We start from the raw sequence: 23,303 nt of genomic DNA, 5'->3' as shown, positions 1-23,303 counted from the left end.
TTTTTCTATATAAAGTAGTAATAAAAGAACGAATACATATTTACAAAAATAAGGGCAAAAATATATTTATATTAAATAAAAAAGGAGCTTAACTATGCCTCATACTAGTGATAATGATAAAAAAGCTAAAGATAACAACGCAGTTCAAGCAAAGAAAAATGAGCTAGAAAGAAAAAATGCAAAAGCTGGTAAAAAATCATTTTCAAAAAGCGTCGATCATCTTTAATCTACCTTAGAAATAACATGTTTTTTTGTTAAATTTAATAGCTTAATTTTGCAATATTGTAAGCCAATAGTTTAAGTATATTTATTTCTATATGAAAGACAACAAAAAGTTTTGTTACTTTAAAAAGCCTTATTATTAATAAGATTCAAAAAATGAGCTATTCATTTACTTCCATTCATTAGAAGTGTGAATAGCTCATTTCATTTTTCATTACATTTTTCTAAATTCACCAAATACATCTACTGTTTGAACGACATTTGTAAATGCTTTTTCATCAACCGATTTGATAATTCTAGATAAATCATACAACTCATATCTAGACAATACCATCATCAAAATCTGTTTATCTTGGTTCGTAAACGCTCCTTTAGCATTAATCGCTGTGATCCCACGAACTAATTTAGAATGTATTTCTTTTCTTAGCTGGTCACCTTTAGTCGTGACAATAAATGCAGTTACTTTAATATGACTCGTATGAATTGCATCAATAAATCTTGAAGTTACATATAAATTAATCAATGTATAAAGTGCTTTTTCCATCCCGTAAATATAACCTGCTGTTAAAATAATGACTGCATTGAAAAGAAAAAAATAGGTTCCTACAGGTTTTCCTTTTGATCTAGACAGTACTAGTGCAATAATATCTAAACCGCCCGTTGACGCACCATATTTCAAAGTATATCCAATCCCTATTGCCACAATTAATCCGCCAAATACAGAATTTAACAATATATCCTTTGAAAATAAGGGTGTTACTGGAATCAATTCTAAAAATAAAGTCGTTATTCCAACACTTAAGATTGTAAAGTAAGTAAATGATGGACCAATTTTTTTCCAGGCTAGGATAATAACAGGAATATTTAAGATTGCTAATAACACACCCGTGGACAAATGGAACGATGTATAATCTGACGTCAAATTCGAAAGTAACTGCGCAAGTCCAGAAAAACCACTTGAATAGACACTGACAGGAATTAAGAAACAATTCATCGCAAATGCATTTAACAAACCACCTAAGGTGACAACAATTATTTTAATTAATAACTCTTTCTTCTCCTCCACTTACTAGCCTCCTATTCATTTATATCCTTAGTATGCCTGTAAGTTAGAAAAAAATAGCAAAAAACCACTTCAATTATGAAGTGGCTAGTTATTATTCTTCTGATTCTTTTTTCTCAAACATTTCTTTTGAGTACGTCCATCCACCTTCTTGGTAGACTTTTCCTTCTTTCATTAAGCGTCCAATTGAACGTTTAAACGATGCTTTACTTACACCGAATCGAACTTTTATATCTTCCGCATCACTCTTATCCCAGTATGGCATAGCTCCACCACGACTCATGATATATTCATATATTTCTGCCGCTTCTTGATCCATTCCTTCATGTACTCTTGGTAAAAGTGAAACATTTATACTTCCATCTTCTTTAATATCAATAATACGCCCAGTTACTCTTTGACCAATTCTTGGTTCTGTCTTCCGCTGGGATTCATGTATAAATCCGATAAAGCGTTCATCAGTTAAAATATATGAACCAACTCGTAATGTACGATAAATAATTCCTGATACATTTTTATTTAACATACCTTCTTCAGCACGAACAGAATATTCTTGCATAACTGGTTCAGTTGCTAATTTAATTAAAAGTCGACCTTTGTTCGTACGCTTTAATGTACAAAAAACTTCATCATCTTCTTGTGGCCATACTTCCTCAAGAGGTGGTAGATCTCCCTTTTCTAAAAGGATATCTTTTGATATTCCTATATTAACAAAAACACCAATTCCATCTAGTTTATCAACTACTTTTGCAAATCCATATCCTTCAGTCGTTATATGTGGCATTGACATTGTTGCAGATAATCTACCTTTTGAGTCATGATATAAGAACACTGTTACTTCTTGATCTAATTCAATTTCTCCAGCCGTTTCATTTCTATGTAAAAATACCTCTTCTTGATCTTGGACAAGCATATACCCAATATCTGTTTCACGACTGCACATTAAAGTGACAATCTCTCCTGCTTGTAAACTCATTTTTGTTACATCCTCTCTTAAATTATAACTAAAAATTATTATATCATGCTAATTCAAAGTTTGTTACTTCGTCTATCATACACTATAATACAAGTATTAACGATTTGGAGGGATTCTATCTATGTCAAAAGAAAGTTCATTTGATATTGTTTCTAAGGTAGACTTACCAGAAGTCTCAAATGCAATTCAACTTGCAACAAAGGAAATTGCTACTCGATATGATTTTAAAGGGAGTAAAAGCTCAATTTCATTAGAAAAAGAAGAGCTTGTGTTAGTTTCTGATGATGATTTCAAATTAGAGCAATTAAAAGATGTATTAATTAGTAAATTAGTAAAACGAAATGTACCAATCAAAAATTTAGATTACAGTAAAGTAGAAGGTGCATCAGGTGGTACTGTAAGACAAAGAGCAAAATTAGTACAAGGTATTGATAAAGATAATGCAAAAAAAATCAATACGATCATTAAAAATAGTGGGCTAAAAGTAAAATCGCAAATTCAAGATGATCAAATCAGAGTAACAGCTAAGAGCAGAGATGATTTACAAGCAATTATTTCAGCTGTAAGAGCTGCTGATTTACCAATTGATGTACAATTTTTAAATTATCGATAATTGATTACATAGTAAAAAGGATGACGTTGATGTCATCCTTTTTATATTTTGACTATAAAATACCCTACATATCTTCAAGGCAATTCAATTCATCAAACTAGCTTTTTACTAATTCCAAATCTTCTTTTTTCATACAAGTGTCTCGAACAATTAATTTATAAGGAACGAGAATACTTTTTTCTGACCCATCTGGTTCTTCAATTTTAGAGATAATATTTTTAGCAGCTTCATAACCCAGTTGGAAAATGTTAATATCTACTGACGTTAAAGGCGGATTTGCAAGTTCTGCAAGAATAGCATTATTAAAGCTGATAATTGAAATATCTTTAGGAACTGATATGCCATGCTCTTGAAAAACACTGATGATGCCAAGTGATAACACGTCATCTGTTACAACAATTGCTGATGGCAACTCAGATTGTTCCATTAATTGATTTACAGCTTTTCTACCACCATCTCTCGTAAACGAAGTAAATATTATTTCTTCCTCTTTAACTGATAGGCCATTTAATTGCATCGTATCCTGGAATCCACGTAAACGATTTTTCGTTACAAGTAGACTACTTTCTCCTCCAACAAACGCAATACGTTTATGGCCTTGATCTATTAAATAATTCGTTACTTCTCTTGCCGCTGCATAGTTATCATTATCTACATACGTAATATCTTCTATATAGTGATACGGTTTACCAACTAAAACGAACGGAAAATTATGCTCGCTTAAATAATCAATAATGTTATCATTTTCTTTCGAATAAAGTAATATGATTCCGTCAACTCGTCTACCTCTAACTGTCTTATTAACAGTTTGTTCAACTTCTTCTTCATTTTTACCAGTGATAAAGTATAATGAATATTCTTTTTGATTTGAATATGCAGTAACACCTCTAATTACTTCTGCAAAAAACGGATTTTGAAAAGAAGCATCTAATGCAGGAGGTAATACTAATCCAATTGACTTTGTTGAACGGTTCGCTAATGATCTTGCATTTAAATTAGGATGATAATTTAATTCATCCATTACTTTACGAACTTTACGCTTTGTTTTTTCACTTATTCTAGGACTATTTGAAATAACTCGTGACACTGTTGAAGGTGCTACATTTGCAAGTTTCGCAACGTCCTTTATTGTAATAGTCATTTTTTTTCCCCTTACTCCATTATGTTTGTAACCGTTCTCATTTCATGTTATAGGTTAAGCGCTAAAGAAGATAGTCTTATGTAAAACTTTTCAAAAGCGCTTAATCTTATTATTTTATTTACTTTATTTTACTTTGACGACGTTTTGCTGCCCATAAAAATATGACAAAACCTATAAATATCGATGGAATCGCGATCATAACACCTAAATTGATATGTGTTTTTGGCGCAACAGCATATATATTTGATGATTCACGCTTTAATACAATATCGAAACCTTTTTTACTTGGTCTCACTAAATCATCATTTTGAAGTCCTCTTAACTCATTTGTGTTTTTAACAACATCAAAATCTAAGTGAATTTTTTGATCGTATGACGTATTGTTAATTGCGATAAATGTTGTTTCTTTTTTATAGCTTCTCTTAAATAAAGTCATACCCTTTTTATCATATATTACTTCAAAGTCACCTTTTGTTAAAGATGGTAACGTACTTCTTAATTCAGTTAATTTTATAATATAGTTTGAGAAATCTTCATCTGTTCTGAAATCCATGCTTTTTCGATTTTCAGGGATTTTCGAACCATTTACTGCAATTTCTGTCCCATAATAATTCATTGGTAAACCAGGTGTTGAAAATAAGTAAACAAGTGCTAATTTTAATCTAGAAGGAGGGTATTCTCCTTTACTTTGTGCAATTGAAACAAATCTTTCTGTCATTTCATTATCTAAATAATTAACGATTTGTGTTGAACCTAATTGTTTTGATAATTCATTATGTGCTTTGTATAAATCAGTAATGGGTTCATTTTGAGATGCAAAGGAATCACTTAATTTACTTAATAAAGGTGCATTATTAATTGCATCAAAACCTACATTACTATATTTCTCCATTTGTACGTCACTTGTTTCATTTAAATCTGCTAATACGATAAAATTCGAATCTGCATTTTTAATACCTTTTGTAAAAGATTCTAAAAATGAAACTGGAACATAATTTACATCCTGTAAATAGTAACCATCAAAATCTGCTTCATTAATCCACCATTTACCTAAATCAAGAAAGTATTTTTCAACCTCTTTATTATTTTGATTTATATCTGGTAATCCATTAACCCACTTTTCTTCATCACTTGTACTACTCTTAGGATTAAACCAGTTCGCATACTGATCATTTTTTGCTAGATCACTATTTGGTGAAACATTATTTATGACAAAATCAACGATAATCTTCATATCACGTTTATGTGCTTCTTTAATTAGTTTTTTTAAATCCTTCATCGTACCAAATCTTGGATCTATTTGTTTAAAATTAATGACTGAAAACCCATCATATGAATCTGCATCATTTTCAAATATAGGTGATAATGATATTGTCGTATAACCAAATTCTTTAATATAATCCAGCTTCTGAGTTATCCCTTCAAGATCTCCACCTTGAGATTTGTTTAAGTCATTTGGATTTGTATCTTTATCATTCCTAGGGTTTCCATCATTAAAACGGTCAACTAGAACCCTATAAACCATATCGTTTTTTAAATCCGTATTTTTTTCTGCAAAAATTTTATTCGGAATCATATTCAAGATGAATACAATCGCAATTAATAAATAACTAAACCGCTTCATTCATTTCTCCCCCTGCAACGTCTCGTGCATGTACATTTTTCAATCTCTATCATTATTTTGCAAAATATTACAGTGAAATACAAATACTTTATTAAATAAATAGAAATGGAAGCGATTGCACAAGCTATTTTTATTATACTGGTTACAGTTTAGATAGCAAGGTAATTTCTAATATTAAGATTTTTTATCACTTTTAACGTAAGGATGATTGTATGCAAAAGGAAACCATCTTCCATCAACCTTATGATCAATATGCTTTTGCAATTAATGATCAGACATATTGCCTAAGATTACGTACAAAAAAAGGAGATTGCACTGAGGTTATTTTATATTATGGCGACCCTTTTCATTTCAAAGAATCAAGATGGAATATTGAAGAACCCCTTCCGATGTATAAGGCCTTTTCTACCGAAATGTTTGATTTTTGGGAAGTAAGTGTCATTCCCCCAAACAAGCGTATGAAATATCAATTTTTTATTAAGAATGATCATATTTCACTTTTTTACGGTGAAGCTGGTTTTTCTGATCTGTTTAATGATTATGATCTTTCAAATAGTTTTACATTACCTTATTTACATAAAAATGAACTGATTTCTCCACCTAATTGGGTAAAGAAAACTGTTTGGTATCAAATTTTCCCGGACCGATTTGCAAGTGGGAATCAATTAAATAATCCAACGAACACATTAGCTTGGGGTAAAAGTCAACCCACATACACAAGCTTTTACGGCGGTGACATTGAAGGGATCATTCAAAAGATCGATTATTTGAAGGACTTAGGTATTTCCGGAATTTATCTAACTCCAATTTTCGAGGCAAACTCAAATCATAAATATGATACGATTGATTATTTTAAAATTGATCCTTCATTTGGTGACGAAGCTACCTTAAAAAGACTGATTCAAAAATGTCATGATCATAATATTCGAGTTATGCTAGATGCTGTTTTTAATCATACTAGCTATTCTTTCCCTCCGTTTCAAGATGTTTTAGCAAATGGTCCACACTCTAAATATTATCATTGGTTTCATTTTCATCCAGATGAATTAAACATTGGGGATCCTTCATATGAAACCTTTTCATTTGTTAAAGAAATGCCTAAATTGAATACAGAAAATAAAGATGTCCAAAACTTCTTGTTGGAAATTGGTTCATATTGGATTAAAGAATTTAACATTGATGGTTGGCGACTTGATGTCGCAAACGAAATTGATCATTATTTTTGGAAACTGTTTCACCGAAAAATGAAAGACATAAAACCCGATATTTTTATAGTCGGTGAAATTTGGCATCATGCTATGCCTTGGTTACGTGGTGATGAATTCGATTCTGTAATGAATTACCCGTTACTGAAGTCATTACTTTCTTATTTTTCCTACGAAACTATTTCCACTGTTCAGTTCAAACATTCAATCAATGAAATGATTTCACTATATCCAATACAAGTAATCAAAGTTTTATTTAATATTATTGGAACGCATGATACTCCGAGGATTCTAACTCAGTCACATCACCAAGATAAAAAAGTGATTTTATTATATGTTTTTCTTCTAACGTTTTTTGGGACTCCTTGTATTTATTATGGTGATGAAGTTGGACTTACAGGTGGAAATGACCCCGAATGCAGAAGTTGTATGGTATGGGACTCTTCCGTTCATAATCAAGTCATTTCCAATTCATTAAAAAAGTTAATTTCACTAAGAGGCTTGTACCCAGTTCTGGAAAACGAAGGTGAGTTTAAATGGATAGATCCAATTAACGAACAGAGCCAAGTACTGATTTATGAAAGAAGTAGTGATGAAATGTCTATTTTCGTACTCATCAATCCCTCTAATGAAAAAGCTTCTGTTACATTACCAATCAAGATGAGAAATAAAAGAATCACAAATTTATGGAATCATTCACAATTTGCTGCTGAATCTGATTCTATATTAATCGAAATACCGCCTATTGATTTTTTCATATTAAAAATAGAATCCACAGACTCATAAAATTGAGTCTGCATTTTTATGCAACCACATAATTTACGTTACATTTTCTAACATCTTTTTATTTTGTTAGCGTTTTCATATATTTTTACGAAATTTTTTTTATTTTTTTGTGAAAAAAACATTGAATTTTGCATATATTCTGAATATGATATCTTATATAACATTCGATGTTATAAAATATAACATAATAGAAAAGGGGAATGAAAATGAACGGTATTCAAGCAGCTGATAGTGTGTTTCTCTTTATTTCTACAGTACTTGTTATGATTATGACACCTGGTTTAGCTCTTTTTTATGGTGGCATGGTTAAAAGTAAAAACGTTTTAAGTACAACAATGCACAGTTATGCAGCAATGGCCATTGTTTCAATACAATGGGTTTTAATTGGTTATTCATTAGCATTTGGTCCAGATGTAAAACATTTAATCGGTGATTTTTCCTGGGCAGCATTAAAGGATGTTAGCTTTACTCCTAATGAAAATTACAGCGCAACAGTTCCTCATAATCTTTTCATGATGTTTCAACTAATGTTTGCAATACTTACTCCAGCTCTTATTTCAGGCGCGTTTGCTGAACGAATGAAGTTTTCTGCATTTTTATTATTCACTTTACTTTGGACAACATTTGTATATGATCCGTTAGCACATTGGGTTTGGGGCGTTGACGGATGGCTTCGAAACTTAGGAGCTCTTGATTTCGCTGGGGGAACAGTCGTTCATATATCTTCAGGGGTTTCAGGTTTAGTATTAGCTCTTCTTTTAGGTAAACGGAAAGATTTTGGAACTACCTCTCCTCATCATTTACCTTTAACAGTATTAGGCGCAGGTTTATTATGGTTTGGTTGGTTCGGATTTAATGTTGGAAGTGCACTTACATTAAATGATGTAGCACTTACAGCATTTATTAATACAAATACAGCCGCTGCTGCTGCCTCAGTTGGCTGGGTATTAGTTGAATGGTATGTAAATAAAAAACCAACCATTCTTGGTGGTGTAAGTGGAGCAGTTGCTGGTTTAGTAGCTATAACGCCTGCATGTGGTTTTGTAACACCTTTATCTTCTATCTTAATTGGTTTCTTAGGTGGAATTATTTGTTTCATAGCCGTCACATACTTAAAATACAAATTCGGATATGATGATGCTTTAGATGCATTCGGATGTCATGGTATTGGTGGTACATGGGGCGCAATTGCAACAGGTTTATTTGCAACAAAATCTGTTAATAGTGCCGGAGCAGACGGATTATTCTATGGAGATGCTTCATTATTGTTTAAACAGTTGATTGCAATTGGATCTACTTATGTATTCGCAGGAGTTGTTACATTCCTCATCATTAAAGTGATTGGCTTCTTTGTTAACGTTCGAGTTGATCAAGAAGATGAGAACTTAGGACTAGATTTGGCGATTCACGGCGAAAAAGCTTATCACGATGCAAGTATATAAGGAGGCATTAACATGACTGCGAAATTAACGAAAATTGAAATCATTACAAGACCAGATAAATTCGATGTACTAAAAGATGCCCTTGCGAAAGTTGGGATTACTGGAATGACTGTCACTAATGTATTGGGTTGCGGTATGCAATCAGGCTATACTGAAGTTTATCGAGGTACGAAACGTACAATTAACTTACACGAAAAAATCAAAGTCGAAATCGTTGTTTGCGACGTCCCGGTACAGTCAGTTATTGATGAAGCTAAAAAAGTATTAAAAACAGGTAAGCCAGGTGATGGGAAAATTTTTATTTACCCTATCGAAAATGCTATTAAAATCCGTACTGGCGAAGAAGGTCGCGACGCTCTTCAAAACGATTATTAATCTTAAAAAAACCTAGTCATATGCCTATGACTAGGTTTTTTATATAATTGTCCACTTTCTCACCATGAGTTCCGTAATCAAAATTAACATTTTCAAAAACTATATCTTTACCCTGCGGTTTCAATGTATAAAACAGCTGTAATCATAAACTACATATTTACAAAATATAAACAAACAGTGAGGTGAAAATTCACCTCACTGTTTGTAGAAAAATACCAATACTCTAGAGATTCAACTGATTGAAAAAACAGTCTAAGAGGTGAAAATTCACTACTTTCTTTTATGCTTTAATATTAATATTGTACTTTTTAAACCAAACATGAATTTGGTATAAATGAGCTAATAATTGCGGTCCAGACATTAATTGACCGTACCAAGGTACTTTAAATGCTGTACCTTCACTCTCAACTAAACTATTTAATTGTTCCTTATCAAAAAACTCATAGAGTGCTGAACCTTTATCGCTCAGACTCTCTTTTAGCTTTTGTACTACTAAATTAGTATAAACCGGATTATGCGTTTTAGGGTAAGGACTTTTTTTACGGTATAATATATCATCTGGTAATAACCCTTCTAGGGATTTCCTTAAAATTCCCTTTTCACGATTACCATACATTTTAATTTCCCATGGAATATTCCAAACATACTCCACTAATCGATGATCTGCAAAAGGAACACGAACTTCCAGGCTTGCTCCCATGCTCATTCTGTCTTTACGATCTAATAATTGCGCCATAAACCATTGTCTGTTTAAGTAAAACAATTGTCTTCTTTTTGCTTCTAACGGGCTTTCTCCTTCAAGGATTGGCGTCTCTCTTACTGTCTCATCGTAACGATCTTGAACATACGCTGTTAAGTTTAACTTCTTACTCCATTCATCCTTTAGTAGATTCTGACGTAACTCAGTTGACCTCATCCAAGGAAATGCCGGTCTATTCAAGTCGTCTTCACGATGAAACCAAGGGTAGCCTCCAAAGATTTCATCGGCACATTCCCCTGAAAGTCCTACAACAAAGTTTTGCTTAATTTTTTGGCAAAACCATAATAAAGATGAATCCACATCTGCCATTCCCGGTAAATCTCTACACTCAGTTGCCTCTTCCAAATAGTGCACTAACTCTTCATTTGTAATCACACATCTATGATGGTTCGTATTAAATGTTTTTGACATTAATTCAATCCATGGTGCATCTGAATTTGGTTGAAAAACGCTTGAAGTAAAATATTTATCATTTTCTTCATAGTCAATTGAGTATGTTGTTAATTGACCTTTACCTTCTTTTTTATAATGATTTGCTGCGATCGCAGTAATCGTACTAGAATCCACACCACCAGATAAAAACGTACAAAGAGGTACATCAGAAACCAATTGTCTTACAATCGCATCTTTCACCAGAAATTGAACCTTTTCTGCTGTTTCTTCTATTGAATCTGTATGGATTTTGCTTTCAACTTCCCAATATTTCCATATTTTCAATCCATTTTGTGAGAAAGTCATTGCGTGCCCACCACGAAGTTCTTTGATTCCATCAAATACACCATTTCCAGGCGTCCTAGATGGTCCTAAACCAAATACTTCTGACAATCCCTCTTCTGTCAATTCTGCCTTTACATCTTTATGCGCCAATATTGCTTTTACTTCAGATGCAAATATTAATCGTTTATAATCTTCTTTATAAAATAAAGGTTTAACACCTAATCGGTCTCTGGCAATAAATAAACTTTTGTTCTCTTCATCCCATATAGCAAATGCAAAAATGCCATTAAATCGATCTACACATCCTTCTTTCCATTCAATATAACTAGTAAGTAAAACCTCAGTATCTGAATGTCCTTGAAATGTGTATCCACGTTTTAATAGTTCTTTTCTAATATCCTCGGTATTGTATAGTTCACCGTTGTAACAGAGAGTATAATTAGATTTTTCCTTTGATTTATTCATCGGTTGCTTTCCACCCTCTGGATCTACAACAACCAATCTTTTATGCCCAAAGCTACAATGATTCGAAGTCCATACATTTGTATCATCGGGACCTCTTTTAGATAATGTTTCAGCCATTTTTTTAACTGTAGCACTTACATTTAATAAATTTTGATCAAAATCTGCCCACCCAGTTATACCGCACATAATTTATTATCTCCTTTCTGGGCTTTTTCCCTAGAAAAATAAAGTTAATTCTATATCTTATTACCACCAATATTAATGCGTGCAATTATTAATAAAAAAATTTCAAAGCTATCCTTATTTGTCCATACGCTTTTTGAATTTTTGCATAGTTATAAAATAGTTAAGTTATGTCAATAAATGAAAAAAGTAGCAGCTATATTTTATCTTGTACTTTGAAGATTAAATCAGCTGAAAACTAATGAAGTATATTACGCCTACTTCAGGCAATTTCTGATTGAAAATTAATCCATAAAAAACAATATTCGAAAGTTAATAAATGGTTCGAAGGAAATTATTAATTTATATTCTCCTTCTATATTTATGTTAATTCTAAATGTCCAAATCACTAATTTTCCATTAAATCAATATTTGTCAAATTTACGTAATGATATAGAACGTTCGTAACTGGAGGTTACTTAATGCATTATAAGCACCGATCACAACTATTTAAAGAGCAACCTCGTGCTTTTACAATTGGATCAATAGAAGAAATTAATGATGAGTGGGTCTTCTTTGATGATGAAACTGATGAAGCATTTATTCTCGATGAACTTATCGAAAAGGATTTTGAAGTTTCTATTAATGAAGAATGGACACCAGCTTCATTTCAAGATGGAGCATATCTTATATTCCATTCTAAAAAGAAAAAATTACAAAACGGGGATGTTTTACGAATTCAAAGGAAACTTTTATATAGCTTTGATTCACTATTAAAAAATTTAAGTGATGAATCATTTTTCTCTTTAGCATACTTACTGAATACCCATGGTTTTTCATTATATGATTGTCTTTACTGTCATAATTTCCTTTCATTCCAACCAGAAAACACACCAACTGAAGGTGTAAATTTTATTGTTTTTGACAATGAAGAACTAGTTTGTTCAGTCTACCACCAATTTAAAATTTCACCCGAGGAACAAAATCATCGGTTTGAATTAACCAAAGCAACTGGAAACCGTTATTTATTAACACAATTATCATAATAAAAAAACTGTCACAAATTATTGTGACAGTTTTTGTTTTGTTTTGTATTAAGCAAAGAAATCAAAATTAAGTGGTAATCTAAAGCCTAAATATAATAAAGCTAGAATAAGAATTGTAAAAATTGTAGCTGGAATAAGCATTTTACGTTTCTTCTTAGAAGAGACCGTGAAATACTCAAATACTCCTAGCATAATAATCCCAAGTCCCATTTTAATGTTGTAAAGCATTTTTAAATCTGATGGCATATTGTCTTTAGGTAGATCGATAAAGATATACAATCCTGTACCTAAAATAACAAAGTATAATAATCGTAAAATCATGTGTGCAACTTTTACATTTTGACCATTTTTATAGCCATGTCCTACATAAAGGGCTAAAATAATTGCCAATACCCACGAAGTGATATGTAAGTGAACCATTTTGTTTCCTCCCAAAAATCAGTTTCTAAAATATCATATCACACTCTATAAGAAATTGATAAATTTACTATGATTACTTTTTGAACGATTTATGAACATGTACGGTAAGGATGTGAACTTTGTTTCGTAACTCTTACCATGAAATTACTTAAAGCTTATAAAAATATATAACTTAATGATCCTTTTAAAAATGCTCTTTTTTTCAGAATGTCCTATTTTTCTAGGTCTAAATTAAAGGGATTCCTCTATCAATATAACTAGATAAAAACAATCTCTACTAGGTTAAATTACCTTTTGTCAGAATTCAATGCGAATAAATCGCTAAAACACTAAATTGTTATGAGAATATACCTATAATACCAAGTACTAAAAATAAGACTTATGATGCATTTATATTATTTTTAAATATTAATAATATAGGAATGTAATCTACTGTCGAATTATACATATAAACCACTACTCCTTTTATTCATTCGACAATAGACACCTTTTATACTACAAAATCTATTAGATTACTACTAAACTGATGATGAAACCGGTTGATTTGTGTAGTATAGTGTAGTTTTTTGTAACATTTACACTTCTTTTAGCGAATCGCTTTTCATATGAAAATGATTTTGTATAATAGCATTACATACATCGTGAGACATAGACACAATTCCCTATTCTTGAACAAAGTTGGTGACTAAATTGCTACTTCATGTTATAGAGAAAAAGCGCGCTCGTATGGTTTATTTTGCGGGACGATATGGCTTTACTAACAAGAGAACCGTCTCATGCAGCCAAGAACTGGACAAGCTCATGAATATGATATCAATCTCAACATTTTCAAAAAAGAGAGCATAATAGCTAGTTGCAATTACGAATTTAATTTCTAATTGCACTAGCTTTTTTTTGGGGTTTCTTTATATATGAAACAGATAGACTTCCATCACAATTATCACGTTTTGGGTCATTTAGCCATATAATACATAATCATAAAAAGAACAAAGGGTGTACAATCATGCCTGCTTATGTTGGAGTTATTAATATTGTAAGTATCGGAAGTAGCGCCGTCGTTAATGTCGGAGACGCATATAGCATTAAACCTATGAGTAGTGCTCAGACATATGCTGGTGCTGGTTCCTTTAATACTGGTGATTCTGTTACTGTTTATAATAACAAGAGTATTTCGAACGTTTACGATCAAGATCAAATTGACCAACCAATAGTAGGAAATATGTAAAAGGAGGGAGTCTCATGAACATCTATATACACCAAACAATTATCATTAATCAACTAAAAACAGGTGGAATTGTAAACTCATCTGTATTTCAAATAGGTACCTCAGGAAATATTAACGCAAAAACTATTACGAATAATACTGGTGAATATACGGAGCCAGCACCGACTTTATCAGAGGACGGCCAAATTATTGCAACTTCTCAAGCGACTTAACCAATTCCTGCTGCAAATTGAAAGCGAGGGAATGAAATGAATCAATTAGAAATTAGATACGCCCAAATTGAACAATTACTATTTGAGCAAGCTCAATTAATTGATCAACTCAAATGTAGAGTTGCACAGCTTGAGGCAACAGTTGAAGAATTGGCTAAGCGTCCAGAAACTACAATTGAAAAGATTGAATACAAATTCGATCAATTAAAAGTAGAAAATTTAAATGGCACACTAAGCATCGGTTTAAATCCATTACAAGCTCCTAGTTTCGATGACCTTACTGTAGAAAATCAACAAATTACCATAAAATCAAATGAACAAATAAAAGAATTAAAAGATTATATAGGGAAACGAATACATTATCATTTAGATAAAGAAGCGATTACCACAATTCATCAACTAGAGTCCGAGTTAAGATGTACAGTTGATGATTATTACCGACAAATGATGATTGATGATATCCGAAATCAAATGGATATCAGATTACCTTATTATATAGATCTTTATAAAACTCGTCCTAATTTTGACGAAAATCCAATGAAGTACGCCGAAGAAATTACTTTGCATATGCTACAAGATATAAAGAATGCTTATACGGCGTTTTTAAATAACCTACCAAATAATATTCAAAAGGGAGGGTAAGGAATGAATTTAAATGTAACAAATTGCAATTTACAAGTAGATGAAATTAAATTCGCAGCAGTCTCTTCTTCTTCTTTATTTCTGATTGGAGATGCTCATAACATTACATTATCTTCAATTTTTGATACACCACCAGAGTCTTTAATTATTGGGCCATTTGTTCCTTTATCAATTAGCTAATGTTTACGATTGATCCTCGTTTTAGATTAGCTTCCGTGGAAAGTTTTGAAGTTAATTCTGCTATCACATCAAGCATACTTCAATTTGGTGATGTTTTTAGCATCACTGCTGAATCAAACGCACTTGCCGTTCAACAACAAACTGCAAATTTTACTGAATTTGAAAAAGATCCATTTGAAGTGATGCCTTATTATAAAAAGAAACCTACTCATGAACCTGTCTATCCAGTTACTTTAAATCGTGTAAATTTGAATCCGACTATCCAAGTTCAAAGAGTCACCTTTAATGGTTTAAGTACATCGGGTGTTTCGGTCGTTGGATCGGTTCACAGTGCAACAATGATTTCAAGAGTACGTCAAATTAGGCAATTTGATCAATATCCTCAAACTGCCCCACCACTTCATAGAAAGGAGAATTAATATGCCTACATTTCTTGGTGCAATCGTCATCCAAACGAATGCTGGAAATATAAATACGGGAGATTTAAATAATATCTCTCCAAAGTCAGCAACGAAAGCTTATAACGGTTCAGGTTCTGGTAACACTGGATTTATCCCTGCTACTTTTAACGGTGCAAGTGCAACAAATACGATTGATGCAGATATTGCTGATCAAAACGATGTTGCTACTCTATAATTTTTAAATTTGAAATTTTGTGGCTCTGGTACAATCTTAAAAATTATGTGGGCATGCGTTTAGCCCCTAAAATAATCAAAAAAAATGGCAACTAATTAATTAGTTGCCATTTCATTTTGTCTTCTTATAGTTCCACTAAGAGACCTTTAGTATTTGCATCAGCATTTTATAATTCAATGATATGTCCACCATCAAAGAAATATAAAAATTTGGATGTTACTTTTTTATCCATACTTGCTTCAATTGCTCTAGAATAAAGGTCCAATTGAATACCATAGCGTTTTATCGCTTCAGTTTTCAACGCCTCTGCACTTGTAAAAGATTTTGTTCGATCCGTTTTATAGTCTACTAATATAACCTCTTCACCCTCAATTAATAGTAAATCTATAATGCCTTGAACGAGTACAATCTCTTTTTCTTCTTTCCAGTCTTTATATATTTCATCTGTATAAACACCGTAGCTAAAAGGCACTTCACGCATTTTTTGAGTTGCATTTTGAACAATGATTCCAAGTCTTGATTGACAGAACTGATAAATATCAGCTCCATTAACAACAGCAGCCTGCTCATTTGTGATCAACTCTTTTAATACCATTTGATTAATCTGTTCCTTAATTTCATCAATTGTAGAGACAAACTGATAATCTAAATTTTGCATGATAGCATGGGTAGCTGTCCCTTTTTCCGCCTGATTCATTTTCTGTTCAGACATGAATTTAGGTCTCTCTAAAGGAAAGCTTTTAGTTGATTGATATGCTTGAGTATAAGGATCTTCTTCTTGCATTTTTCTTTTTAGTTCAGTAACTGACTGCTTTGGACGATGTAAAGTGGCTTGTTCGAAGCCATATTTCCAGTTTAAATTACTTTCAAGAATCTCCTTAAATTGATCGCTTTGCAGTTCAATGGCTTCTTGCTTTTGAATGGCTTGATAAACTGCTGTTTTACTAGTTTTCTCTTCTTCTCCTTCAAATGCATGAACAGTTGACGCATTTACAATTGAATAACTCCATCTACATGGATAAAATTGAATCTCATTTGTTGTATTCCATAAATCATCTTCAGTACGGATCGCATTACTTGAATCGTGTCGTATAATAGACGGTCCAATCCTAATCCAAATAACACTTCGCTCCACTAATTATATTTAAAGGTAATAACCATTCTTTATAATTCTCAATTTCTCGCCATTGATCAATTGTTTTTTCTACATCTTTTACTCTACCGACTAATATTAACTTTTCTTTTGCACGCGTTAACGCAACATACAGAATACGTAATTCCTCTGAAATTAGCTCCTCACGTTCTTTTCTCTTAATTGTTTCCTTAAGCAAAGTACTATTTGTTGTACGATAAATCGGATGAACAAAATTCATACCAAGCCCTAACTCTTTTTGTAGAATGAATTTTGCAGATAGATCCTGCATATTAAACTGTTTAGACGTATTCACAACAAATACAACCGGAAACTCTAAACCTTTACTCTTATGAATCGTCATCATTTGTACTATATTTTCTTGTTCACTTAACATTCGTACTTCGTCTAATTCTTCGCCTCTATCCTTCATACGATCCAAGAAACGTAAAAATTGAAATAAACTTCTATAATTTGTTTCTTCTAAAGCTTTAGCTCGGTCAAATATGGTAATTAAATTAGCTTGTCTTTGTTTCCCACCAGGTAGTCCACCAACGAAATCAAAATAGGTTGATTCTTTTAAGACCTTCCAAATAAAAATTGAAAGTGATTCTCTTTTTACTAGTTGTTTCCATTTCGTCAATTGTTGAAAGAAATCGTTTAACTTATTCGTTAATGGTTGGTTCATATTCTCAACATTATTGAGATAAGCAAGACACGCATCATAAAATGAGCCTTTACCGTTTAATCGAATCTTAGTTAAGTCACGCTCTGTTAACCCAACCATCGGCGAACGTAATACAGATGCTAAAGGAATATCTTGAATTGTGTTATCGATTATTTTTAATAAATTAATAAACACAGCTACTTCAATCGTTTCAAATAAATCGCGTGATTTTTCTGCATATAGTGGGATTCCAAGTGCCTTACATTCTTCAATATATAAATCAGCATTAGACAATGAGCGTCCTAAAATTGCCATATCACTATATTTAACAGGTCTCATAACACCTGATTTATCCGTCACTAAATAGTTACTTTCTACTAATTCTTTCATACGATTTGCAACATATCTAGCTTCAATTCGTTCAAGCTTTTCCTCTACAATCATTTCATTTTCGTCTTGAGTGGCCTCTTCATCTTCTTTCGTTAATAGTACTAATTCAGAAGTACAATCTGAATATTCTGGGTAAGTTGCACCAAGTTTTAGCATGGCATCTTCATCATACTCAATTCCACCAAGTTCTCTGCCCATGATCTGTTTAAAGATAAAATTAGTCGCATCTAACACTTCTGCTCTACTTCTGAAGTTTTTAGATAAATCGATGCGCAAACCTGTATTCCCATTTTGTTCTTTTTCAAAAGTATTATATTTTGATATAAACAATTCCGGCTCAGCTAAACGGAATCGATAAATTGATTGTTTAACATCACCAACCATGAATAAATTACCAGAAGCACCAACTCCTCTTGTAATTAGCCTTAAAATCGATTCTTGAACATAGTTTGTATCTTGGTACTCATCTACTAAAACCTCAGTAAATTTATCTTGATAAACCCTCGCAACAGAAGAAGGTATCAGTTCATTCTGTTCGTTTTTCTCCATTAAGATTTCTAAAGCATAATGCTCTAAATCGTTGAAATCAAGTATCCCATTTTCCAACTTGGCTTGTTTAAATAAGTGGATAAATTGTTCAACAAGTGAAATTAACTTCTCACACAAAGGCTTGAGCTCATGTATTTGTTTTAAGTGAACGTCGATACTTCGACTAAAAAATTTGTTTTTTAGATCCTCGATAGTAGTTTTTGCATTATCTCGGAAAGATTTTGCAAGCTCCTTCTTACGCTGATCACCTTCCGTTTTCTTTATCGTAGGGAGTCTATTAAACGAAATGTTTTGAAGTCTTTTATGAATTTCCTCCCATGATAATTCACTAGCATGAAACAATGACTCTAAAGCAAAATATTCTTGTGTAAATAAATCCCCATACTTTTCTGGCCCATCTGAGCTGTTTATTATTTCTAGCGCCTGCTTATAACCATTTATACAAGTAGTTAAATCATCTTGAATATATTTCTTTAACACTTCCATAAAAGGAATTTCATCAACTTCTTTACCAATTACATCGTATTGATTCACGAATGACTGTAAGAATTCACTTGGATTTGGATTAGAAATAGCATGCCTGTACAATTTTAAAATTAATGATGGTAAATCTGAGTCATCTCGATCACTCGTATATCGATCAACAAAATCAAAAAAATAATCATTTGATTCATCACTATACTCTGCTTCTAATAATTCTTCTAAGACTTCATCCATTAAAAGTTTAATTTCTATTTCTTCAGCAGTTCTAAAATTAGGGTCTAATTCTAATAAATAATAATTAGATCGAATCACTTCCGTACAAAATGAATGGATCGTTGAAATGGACGCCTTATTTAATAAAGAAGATTGTTTTCGCAAATGATTAGAACCTGGATTTAGCTCTAACTGCTTTTCTAATGCGATCCCAATTCTTTCTTTCATTTCTTGCGCACTTGCTTTTGTGAATGTAACAACGAGTAGTTCATCAACATTAATCGGATTTTCATCACGTATTATTTTCTGAATCATTCGTTCAACTAAAACGGCAGTCTTTCCAGAGCCTGCAGCAGCCGCTACAAGTATATCAGAACCCTCTTTATCAATTGCTTTTTGTTGATCAGCTGTCCATTTCGTCTTGTGCGCCTTCGTCTCTTCCTTACTCATCGACTCTCACCGCCTCTATCATTTTTTGTAATGCATCGTCGTCTTTTAAAGGAGGTAAAACTCGGTATTCATTGCCTTTTACATTTTGATCAAACTGACAAACTGATTGAAAAGAGCAATAAGTACAAGGAATTTTATCTTTTTGCTGATAAGGGTTTGCTTCAACGTATCCTTTAAAAATTTGTTCCCCAGCTTTCGTAAACTTTTGCTTTATATAAGTTGTCATCATCGGATATTGTTCTACATTGACAGTTTTACTATTTGCTGTATATTCACCACTTTTTTTAATTGAAACAGGAACAATATTTGAAGAGCCACCATCTTCCATTAAGGCTTCATCCATTAAAACATTGCTATCTCTATTAGCTAGTAATAAACCGTTCATTTTAAACTTCTTAAATATTTCTGTTTGAATTTCTTCTATATCATGTTTATTTCCTACATCTACAATTGGATTTTGGACATGGAAATATAAAATACCTGCAGGATCTGCCGGTCTTCCAAGTAAATTTGTAGAATTCGCAACAGCTATATCAAGATATGTGAGCAACTGTAGTGCTAATCCATAATAAACATCAGAAAGCTTTAATTCTTTACTAGTGGATTTATAATCTAGTATTCGTAAATAATCTCCTTTTTCACTAGATGCTTTATCAATCCTGTCAATTCGACCATTCAATACCATCTTCTTCTTTTGATCTATCGGTAGTTCATATGAGTTTAATTGTTTGCCTGCGCCAAAAGGAACTTCAAGTGCAATCGGAATAAATTGACCCGAGCCTTCTTGTTGGCTCAAAATTGAAGAAACCTTTGAAATAACGTCCTTCATCTTTCTTTTTAAGAACAAATAACGATTTGAACTTAATAAAATCTCACGTTGGAATTTAGGAGATATTTCATCTACAACTTTTGCTGCTAGCTCATCACATTCGGAATTGGTTAAATTACTCCAGCTTTTCCCTTCTTTAAGTAAATTCTCACCAATAATTGTTAGCGCACTATGAAATAACTGACCCATATCGAACGCTTCGAATTTATATACTTCACGATCTTGAAGCTGTAAACCATAACGAGCAAAATGAGCATAAGCGCATTGATGAAACAGTTCAATTCGGGAAACAGAACCTTTTAATTCTTCACCGTATAATTCTGTGCTTAATTCCTCACCAAGGTCTGGTGCAACATTACTATAGATAACACTGTTTAATACTTTATAAAGATTCTCTTTTACCTCATCTTGACTGCGAAGTAAATTATAAAGTGACCACCATAAATCCATATCCTTTTCAAACAGATTGGTTGACCAGCTTTGGATTTGTGATACCAAATTCGAGATTGCAGTTTCAGTGTTCGTGACAAATGAATGCTGTTCTTCAGCTGAAATGAATGATAACTCACCGCTCTCAAAACGAGTACGAATAGTTGGAAATAGTGATTTTATTTTTTGCACAACACTTGATGGAGCAAGAACTTTTCCATCGTCACTTGTTAGTGGATATGTGATGATTAGCTTTTGACTTGCTCGATTCATCCCAACATAAATATTAAAGTTCTCTACGAAAAGTTGCTGCTTACTAGTTGGCGCAACTTCAACGCCATAAGATTGTAAATACTCTCTAGCGACATCCCCTAATAATCCGTCTTCACTTACTTTTCTTGGAATAATTCCTTCATTAATGCCAATTAAATATGCGCATTTCACATGCTGTAGTCGAGAATGATCAAAATTAGCTATATTTACTTGATCTAAAGAAGCAGGTACATTTGCAAATTGAAGAGATATAAAACCAGTCTGTAAAATTTCAAAAAATGTTTTTCTAGACAGCTTTTCGTTTCCGATTAACTCAACACATTCATCTAATAGTTGGATGAAACCTTTCCATACCTGCTCATGATCCTTACTTTCAATTAAGTTTGAGCGATTTTCTGCTTCATCCTTTAATCGTTGGAGCTTACGAGAAATGTCTAATGACTCGACATACTGAAATAAAGCTATGCACATTTCTTTCACATTGCTAGCTTTCTTTAATTCACTTTGGAATGTAAGAATTGGCTTTACTAATAAATCACGTTCTTCATTAATTAGTTGTTCAAATTCTAATTCTTCATTTGTAACACCTTTGTTAATACCATCTGTAGAACGATATTTTCGATATTGCCAAGCTTCATCTATTGTCCATTTTTTACCTTGTTTCCCATATGCAATACAATAGTTTTCAAACAAATCTAGTCTTTCTCTATTTTTGATAGAATTGCTTTCATACGGGTAGATTAACTCCGTTTTATAAGCATTGAATACTGCTTCGTAACGCCAATTTTTTTGAATAATATCAAATGTTGACTGAAGTAAAGTAAAAAGTGGATGCGTGATCATTGAACGCTTTTCTTCAATAAAAATAGGTATTTGATAAGTATGGAAAATAGTTGATAGTAAATGCGAATATGATTCTCCATTTCTTAAAAATATAGCTATATCTTTGTATCGGTAGCCCTCATCACGTACTTTTTTGATGATGTCTCTGGCAATTGCTTGTACTTCTGCTCTTCTATTTGTTGCAGAAATTATTTCGATTCCATCTGTTTCAAAAGAGGCTTTAATCGGTCTACTATCGAAATGTTCCTCAAGATGAAGTAATGCTTTCGTTTTACTTCTTTGATTATGATCACAGATGACTGGTTCTTCGATTGTTTGTTGACTACTTAATGCACTTTGTTTCATTTGCTGATACAAAATAGCTGGTTTATGGAATAAATCTAATTCGTTAGGTAATGCATCATCATATGGTCTGTCAATCGTTAATGCAAACTTAACATCATGACAATAATTCATTAACGTTTCTACTACACTTCTCTCTTGTGGTGCTAAGTCATAATAACCGTCGATATAAATGATGCTATCTTTTACGTAGTTACTTTTTGGAATTTCTTGAATTAGTAGATTTAAATAATCTTCAGAATCAAGATACTTATCTTTCATATAGTTAGAGAAAGCTTCATACACGATTTGAACATCATTAATTTTTTGTTGAATAAATGTTTTGTCATTCGAAGACTCATTTTCCATTTTTCCAATGGCTGAAACTAGGTCCTCCGATGAAACTTGAAAACCTTTAAACTCTGCAATTAATGATGATAGTTCTTTGTAAAATCCTTGTTGATCTGCTACATGATGAAAAATCTTCAAGTCTTCTTTTCGTTCCTCAATGATTTTTCTGAGGATCATTGAGATCCCTATTTCACCAATATGTATTCGACTAATCCCACCAGTTTCTTGTAAAACCTTCCAAGCTAAACGTGTAAAACTAAATACTTGCGAGTTTAATAAAGCTTTATTTTCTTGTTTTTTAACAAGCTCATATTCCATCTGAAACGTCATTTGATCAGGAACAATTAAAATCATATTTCTGTGTTCACTTTTCATTCTTTCAATCATTTCATTTATAATTGCATGTGTCTTCCCACTACCTGTTCGGCCTAAAATAAACTGAAATGCCATATCTTAGGAAA

General features: G+C 32.3%; 22 protein-coding genes. 13 read left to right on the top strand and 9 right to left on the bottom strand.

The features are described 5' to 3' along the window. Positions 1 to 94: 94 nt before the first annotated feature. Positions 95 to 226, top strand: coding sequence for a DUF3941 domain-containing protein (locus ABID96_RS05180; RefSeq protein ID WP_087999961.1), 132 nt, complete (start codon positions 95 to 97; stop codon positions 224 to 226). Positions 227 to 436: 210 nt separating this feature from the next. On the opposite strand, the gene ABID96_RS05175 is transcribed toward ABID96_RS05180, so the two are convergent. Both ABID96_RS05175 and ABID96_RS05170 read right to left on the bottom strand, forming a co-directional pair. Further along, positions 437 to 1,288: a YitT family protein gene (locus ABID96_RS05175; protein ID WP_235821434.1), complete on the bottom strand. Its 852-nt coding sequence runs from the start codon at positions 1,286 to 1,288 to the stop codon at positions 437 to 439. Positions 1,289 to 1,379: 91 nt separating this feature from the next. Continuing rightward, positions 1,380 to 2,261: a CvfB family protein gene (locus ABID96_RS05170; protein WP_192601117.1), complete on the bottom strand. Its 882-nt coding sequence runs from the start codon at positions 2,259 to 2,261 to the stop codon at positions 1,380 to 1,382. A gap of 121 nt (positions 2,262 to 2,382) precedes the next feature. Between ABID96_RS05170 and ABID96_RS05165 the strand changes: the two genes are divergently transcribed. Next, complete coding sequence (locus ABID96_RS05165) at positions 2,383 to 2,874, top strand: YajQ family cyclic di-GMP-binding protein (RefSeq protein ID WP_087999959.1); 492 nt, start codon at positions 2,383 to 2,385, stop codon at positions 2,872 to 2,874. A 97-nt stretch (positions 2,875 to 2,971) separates the two neighbouring features. On the opposite strand, the gene ABID96_RS05160 is transcribed toward ABID96_RS05165, so the two are convergent. Together ABID96_RS05160 and ABID96_RS05155 are read right to left on the bottom strand one after the other, a co-directional pair. After that, the gene (locus tag ABID96_RS05160; RefSeq protein ID WP_192601116.1) at positions 2,972 to 4,015 is read right to left on the bottom strand and encodes a LacI family DNA-binding transcriptional regulator; all 1,044 of its coding nucleotides are present in this window, start codon (positions 4,013 to 4,015) and stop codon (positions 2,972 to 2,974) included. Positions 4,016 to 4,133: 118 nt separating this feature from the next. Continuing rightward, positions 4,134 to 5,639: an alpha-amylase family glycosyl hydrolase gene (locus tag ABID96_RS05155; protein ID WP_192601115.1), complete on the bottom strand. Its 1,506-nt coding sequence runs from the start codon at positions 5,637 to 5,639 to the stop codon at positions 4,134 to 4,136. Between the two features lie 212 nt (positions 5,640 to 5,851). On the opposite strand from ABID96_RS05155, the gene ABID96_RS05150 reads away from it, so the two are divergent. From ABID96_RS05150 to ABID96_RS05140, 3 genes are all read left to right on the top strand, one after another. After that, entirely contained in the window at positions 5,852 to 7,630 is a 1,779-nt protein-coding gene (locus ABID96_RS05150; protein ID WP_192601114.1) for an alpha-glycosidase, read from the top strand. A 215-nt stretch (positions 7,631 to 7,845) separates the two neighbouring features. Next, a complete protein-coding gene (locus ABID96_RS05145) occupies positions 7,846 to 9,072 on the top strand; it encodes an ammonium transporter (protein ID WP_192602019.1) in 1,227 nt (408 codons plus the stop codon). A gap of 12 nt (positions 9,073 to 9,084) precedes the next feature. After that, a complete protein-coding gene (locus ABID96_RS05140; protein WP_192601113.1) occupies positions 9,085 to 9,447 on the top strand; it encodes a P-II family nitrogen regulator in 363 nt (120 codons plus the stop codon). A 280-nt stretch (positions 9,448 to 9,727) separates the two neighbouring features. Here the strand turns inward: ABID96_RS05140 and asnB are convergent, their stop codons facing one another. Then, positions 9,728 to 11,575 (bottom strand): asparagine synthase (glutamine-hydrolyzing), encoded by a 1,848-nt coding sequence (asnB, locus tag ABID96_RS05135; protein ID WP_192601112.1) that lies wholly within the window; start codon positions 11,573 to 11,575, stop codon positions 9,728 to 9,730. A 458-nt stretch (positions 11,576 to 12,033) separates the two neighbouring features. On the opposite strand from asnB, the gene ABID96_RS05130 reads away from it, so the two are divergent. Next, positions 12,034 to 12,597, top strand: coding sequence for a DUF2777 family protein (locus tag ABID96_RS05130; RefSeq protein WP_087999953.1), 564 nt, complete (start codon positions 12,034 to 12,036; stop codon positions 12,595 to 12,597). Positions 12,598 to 12,645: 48 nt separating this feature from the next. Here the strand turns inward: ABID96_RS05130 and ABID96_RS05125 are convergent, their stop codons facing one another. Beyond that, positions 12,646 to 13,017, bottom strand: coding sequence for a DUF1516 family protein (locus ABID96_RS05125; RefSeq protein ID WP_192601111.1), 372 nt, complete (start codon positions 13,015 to 13,017; stop codon positions 12,646 to 12,648). Positions 13,018 to 13,707: 690 nt separating this feature from the next. Here ABID96_RS05125 and ABID96_RS05120 point away from each other — a divergent pair. From ABID96_RS05120 to ABID96_RS05090, 7 genes are all read left to right on the top strand, one after another. Further along, a complete protein-coding gene (locus ABID96_RS05120; protein ID WP_192601110.1) occupies positions 13,708 to 13,863 on the top strand; it encodes an aspartyl-phosphate phosphatase Spo0E family protein in 156 nt (51 codons plus the stop codon). Positions 13,864 to 14,020: 157 nt separating this feature from the next. Then, entirely contained in the window at positions 14,021 to 14,242 is a 222-nt protein-coding gene (locus tag ABID96_RS05115; protein WP_192601109.1) for a spore germination protein, read from the top strand. A 14-nt stretch (positions 14,243 to 14,256) separates the two neighbouring features. After that, a complete protein-coding gene (locus ABID96_RS05110) occupies positions 14,257 to 14,454 on the top strand; it encodes a spore germination protein GerPB (protein ID WP_192601108.1) in 198 nt (65 codons plus the stop codon). 36 nt (positions 14,455 to 14,490) lie between these two features. After that, the gene (gene gerPC / locus ABID96_RS05105) at positions 14,491 to 15,096 is read left to right on the top strand and encodes a spore germination protein GerPC (protein ID WP_192601107.1); all 606 of its coding nucleotides are present in this window, start codon (positions 14,491 to 14,493) and stop codon (positions 15,094 to 15,096) included. A gap of 3 nt (positions 15,097 to 15,099) precedes the next feature. Beyond that, positions 15,100 to 15,276, top strand: a complete 177-nt coding sequence (locus ABID96_RS05100) for a spore gernimation protein GerPD (RefSeq protein WP_087999947.1) — start codon at positions 15,100 to 15,102, stop codon at positions 15,274 to 15,276. Positions 15,277 to 15,311: 35 nt separating this feature from the next. Next, positions 15,312 to 15,695, top strand: a complete 384-nt coding sequence (locus tag ABID96_RS05095; RefSeq protein ID WP_192601106.1) for a spore germination protein GerPE — start codon at positions 15,312 to 15,314, stop codon at positions 15,693 to 15,695. 1 nt (position 15,696) lies between these two features. Continuing rightward, a complete protein-coding gene (locus tag ABID96_RS05090; RefSeq protein WP_087999945.1) occupies positions 15,697 to 15,912 on the top strand; it encodes a spore germination protein in 216 nt (71 codons plus the stop codon). 166 nt (positions 15,913 to 16,078) lie between these two features. Here the strand turns inward: ABID96_RS05090 and ABID96_RS05085 are convergent, their stop codons facing one another. Genes ABID96_RS05085 through addB form a run of 3 tightly spaced genes read right to left on the bottom strand, consistent with a single transcriptional unit; the run spans position 16,079 to position 23,292 of the window. Next, complete coding sequence (locus tag ABID96_RS05085) at positions 16,079 to 17,047, bottom strand: PD-(D/E)XK nuclease family protein (protein WP_377896705.1); 969 nt, start codon at positions 17,045 to 17,047, stop codon at positions 16,079 to 16,081. Continuing rightward, positions 17,022 to 19,796 carry a helicase-exonuclease AddAB subunit AddA gene (gene addA / locus ABID96_RS05080; protein WP_377896703.1) on the bottom strand — a complete coding sequence of 925 codons (2,775 nt, stop codon included), beginning with the start codon at positions 19,794 to 19,796 and terminating at the stop codon, positions 17,022 to 17,024. The genes ABID96_RS05085 and addA overlap by 26 nt, the downstream gene beginning before the upstream one ends. After that, complete coding sequence (addB, locus tag ABID96_RS05075) at positions 19,789 to 23,292, bottom strand: helicase-exonuclease AddAB subunit AddB (RefSeq protein ID WP_192601104.1); 3,504 nt, start codon at positions 23,290 to 23,292, stop codon at positions 19,789 to 19,791. The genes addA and addB overlap by 8 nt, the downstream gene beginning before the upstream one ends. Positions 23,293 to 23,303: the final 11 nt, after the last annotated feature.

Origin of the sequence: Gottfriedia sp. OAE603, from assembly GCF_040543965.1 — a bacterium.
Classification (GTDB): Bacteria; Bacillota; Bacilli; order Bacillales; family Bacillaceae_G; genus Gottfriedia; species Gottfriedia solisilvae.
Note: the sequence above shows the minus strand (reverse complement) of the source record. Positions and strands in the feature narration are given on the sequence as shown.

Coding starts and splice junctions, on each gene's coding strand:
- ABID96_RS05170 (WP_192601117.1), bottom strand. CDS start 2,261: ATGAGTTTACAAGCAGGAGAGATTGTCACTTTAATGTGCAGTCGTGAA.
- ABID96_RS05155 (WP_192601115.1), bottom strand. CDS start 5,639: ATGAAGCGGTTTAGTTATTTATTAATTGCGATTGTATTCATCTTGAAT.
- ABID96_RS05130 (WP_087999953.1), top strand. CDS start 12,034: ATGCATTATAAGCACCGATCACAACTATTTAAAGAGCAACCTCGTGCT.
- ABID96_RS05125 (WP_192601111.1), bottom strand. CDS start 13,017: ATGGTTCACTTACATATCACTTCGTGGGTATTGGCAATTATTTTAGCC.
- ABID96_RS05180 (WP_087999961.1), top strand. CDS start 95: ATGCCTCATACTAGTGATAATGATAAAAAAGCTAAAGATAACAACGCA.
- addA (WP_377896703.1), bottom strand. CDS start 19,796: ATGAGTAAGGAAGAGACGAAGGCGCACAAGACGAAATGGACAGCTGAT.
- ABID96_RS05090 (WP_087999945.1), top strand. CDS start 15,697: ATGCCTACATTTCTTGGTGCAATCGTCATCCAAACGAATGCTGGAAAT.
- ABID96_RS05160 (WP_192601116.1), bottom strand. CDS start 4,015: ATGACTATTACAATAAAGGACGTTGCGAAACTTGCAAATGTAGCACCT.
- addB (WP_192601104.1), bottom strand. CDS start 23,292: ATGGCATTTCAGTTTATTTTAGGCCGAACAGGTAGTGGGAAGACACAT.
- ABID96_RS05140 (WP_192601113.1), top strand. CDS start 9,085: ATGACTGCGAAATTAACGAAAATTGAAATCATTACAAGACCAGATAAA.
- ABID96_RS05165 (WP_087999959.1), top strand. CDS start 2,383: ATGTCAAAAGAAAGTTCATTTGATATTGTTTCTAAGGTAGACTTACCA.
- ABID96_RS05150 (WP_192601114.1), top strand. CDS start 5,852: ATGCAAAAGGAAACCATCTTCCATCAACCTTATGATCAATATGCTTTT.
- ABID96_RS05100 (WP_087999947.1), top strand. CDS start 15,100: ATGAATTTAAATGTAACAAATTGCAATTTACAAGTAGATGAAATTAAA.
- ABID96_RS05110 (WP_192601108.1), top strand. CDS start 14,257: ATGAACATCTATATACACCAAACAATTATCATTAATCAACTAAAAACA.
- ABID96_RS05115 (WP_192601109.1), top strand. CDS start 14,021: ATGCCTGCTTATGTTGGAGTTATTAATATTGTAAGTATCGGAAGTAGC.
- asnB (WP_192601112.1), bottom strand. CDS start 11,575: ATGTGCGGTATAACTGGGTGGGCAGATTTTGATCAAAATTTATTAAAT.
- gerPC (WP_192601107.1), top strand. CDS start 14,491: ATGAATCAATTAGAAATTAGATACGCCCAAATTGAACAATTACTATTT.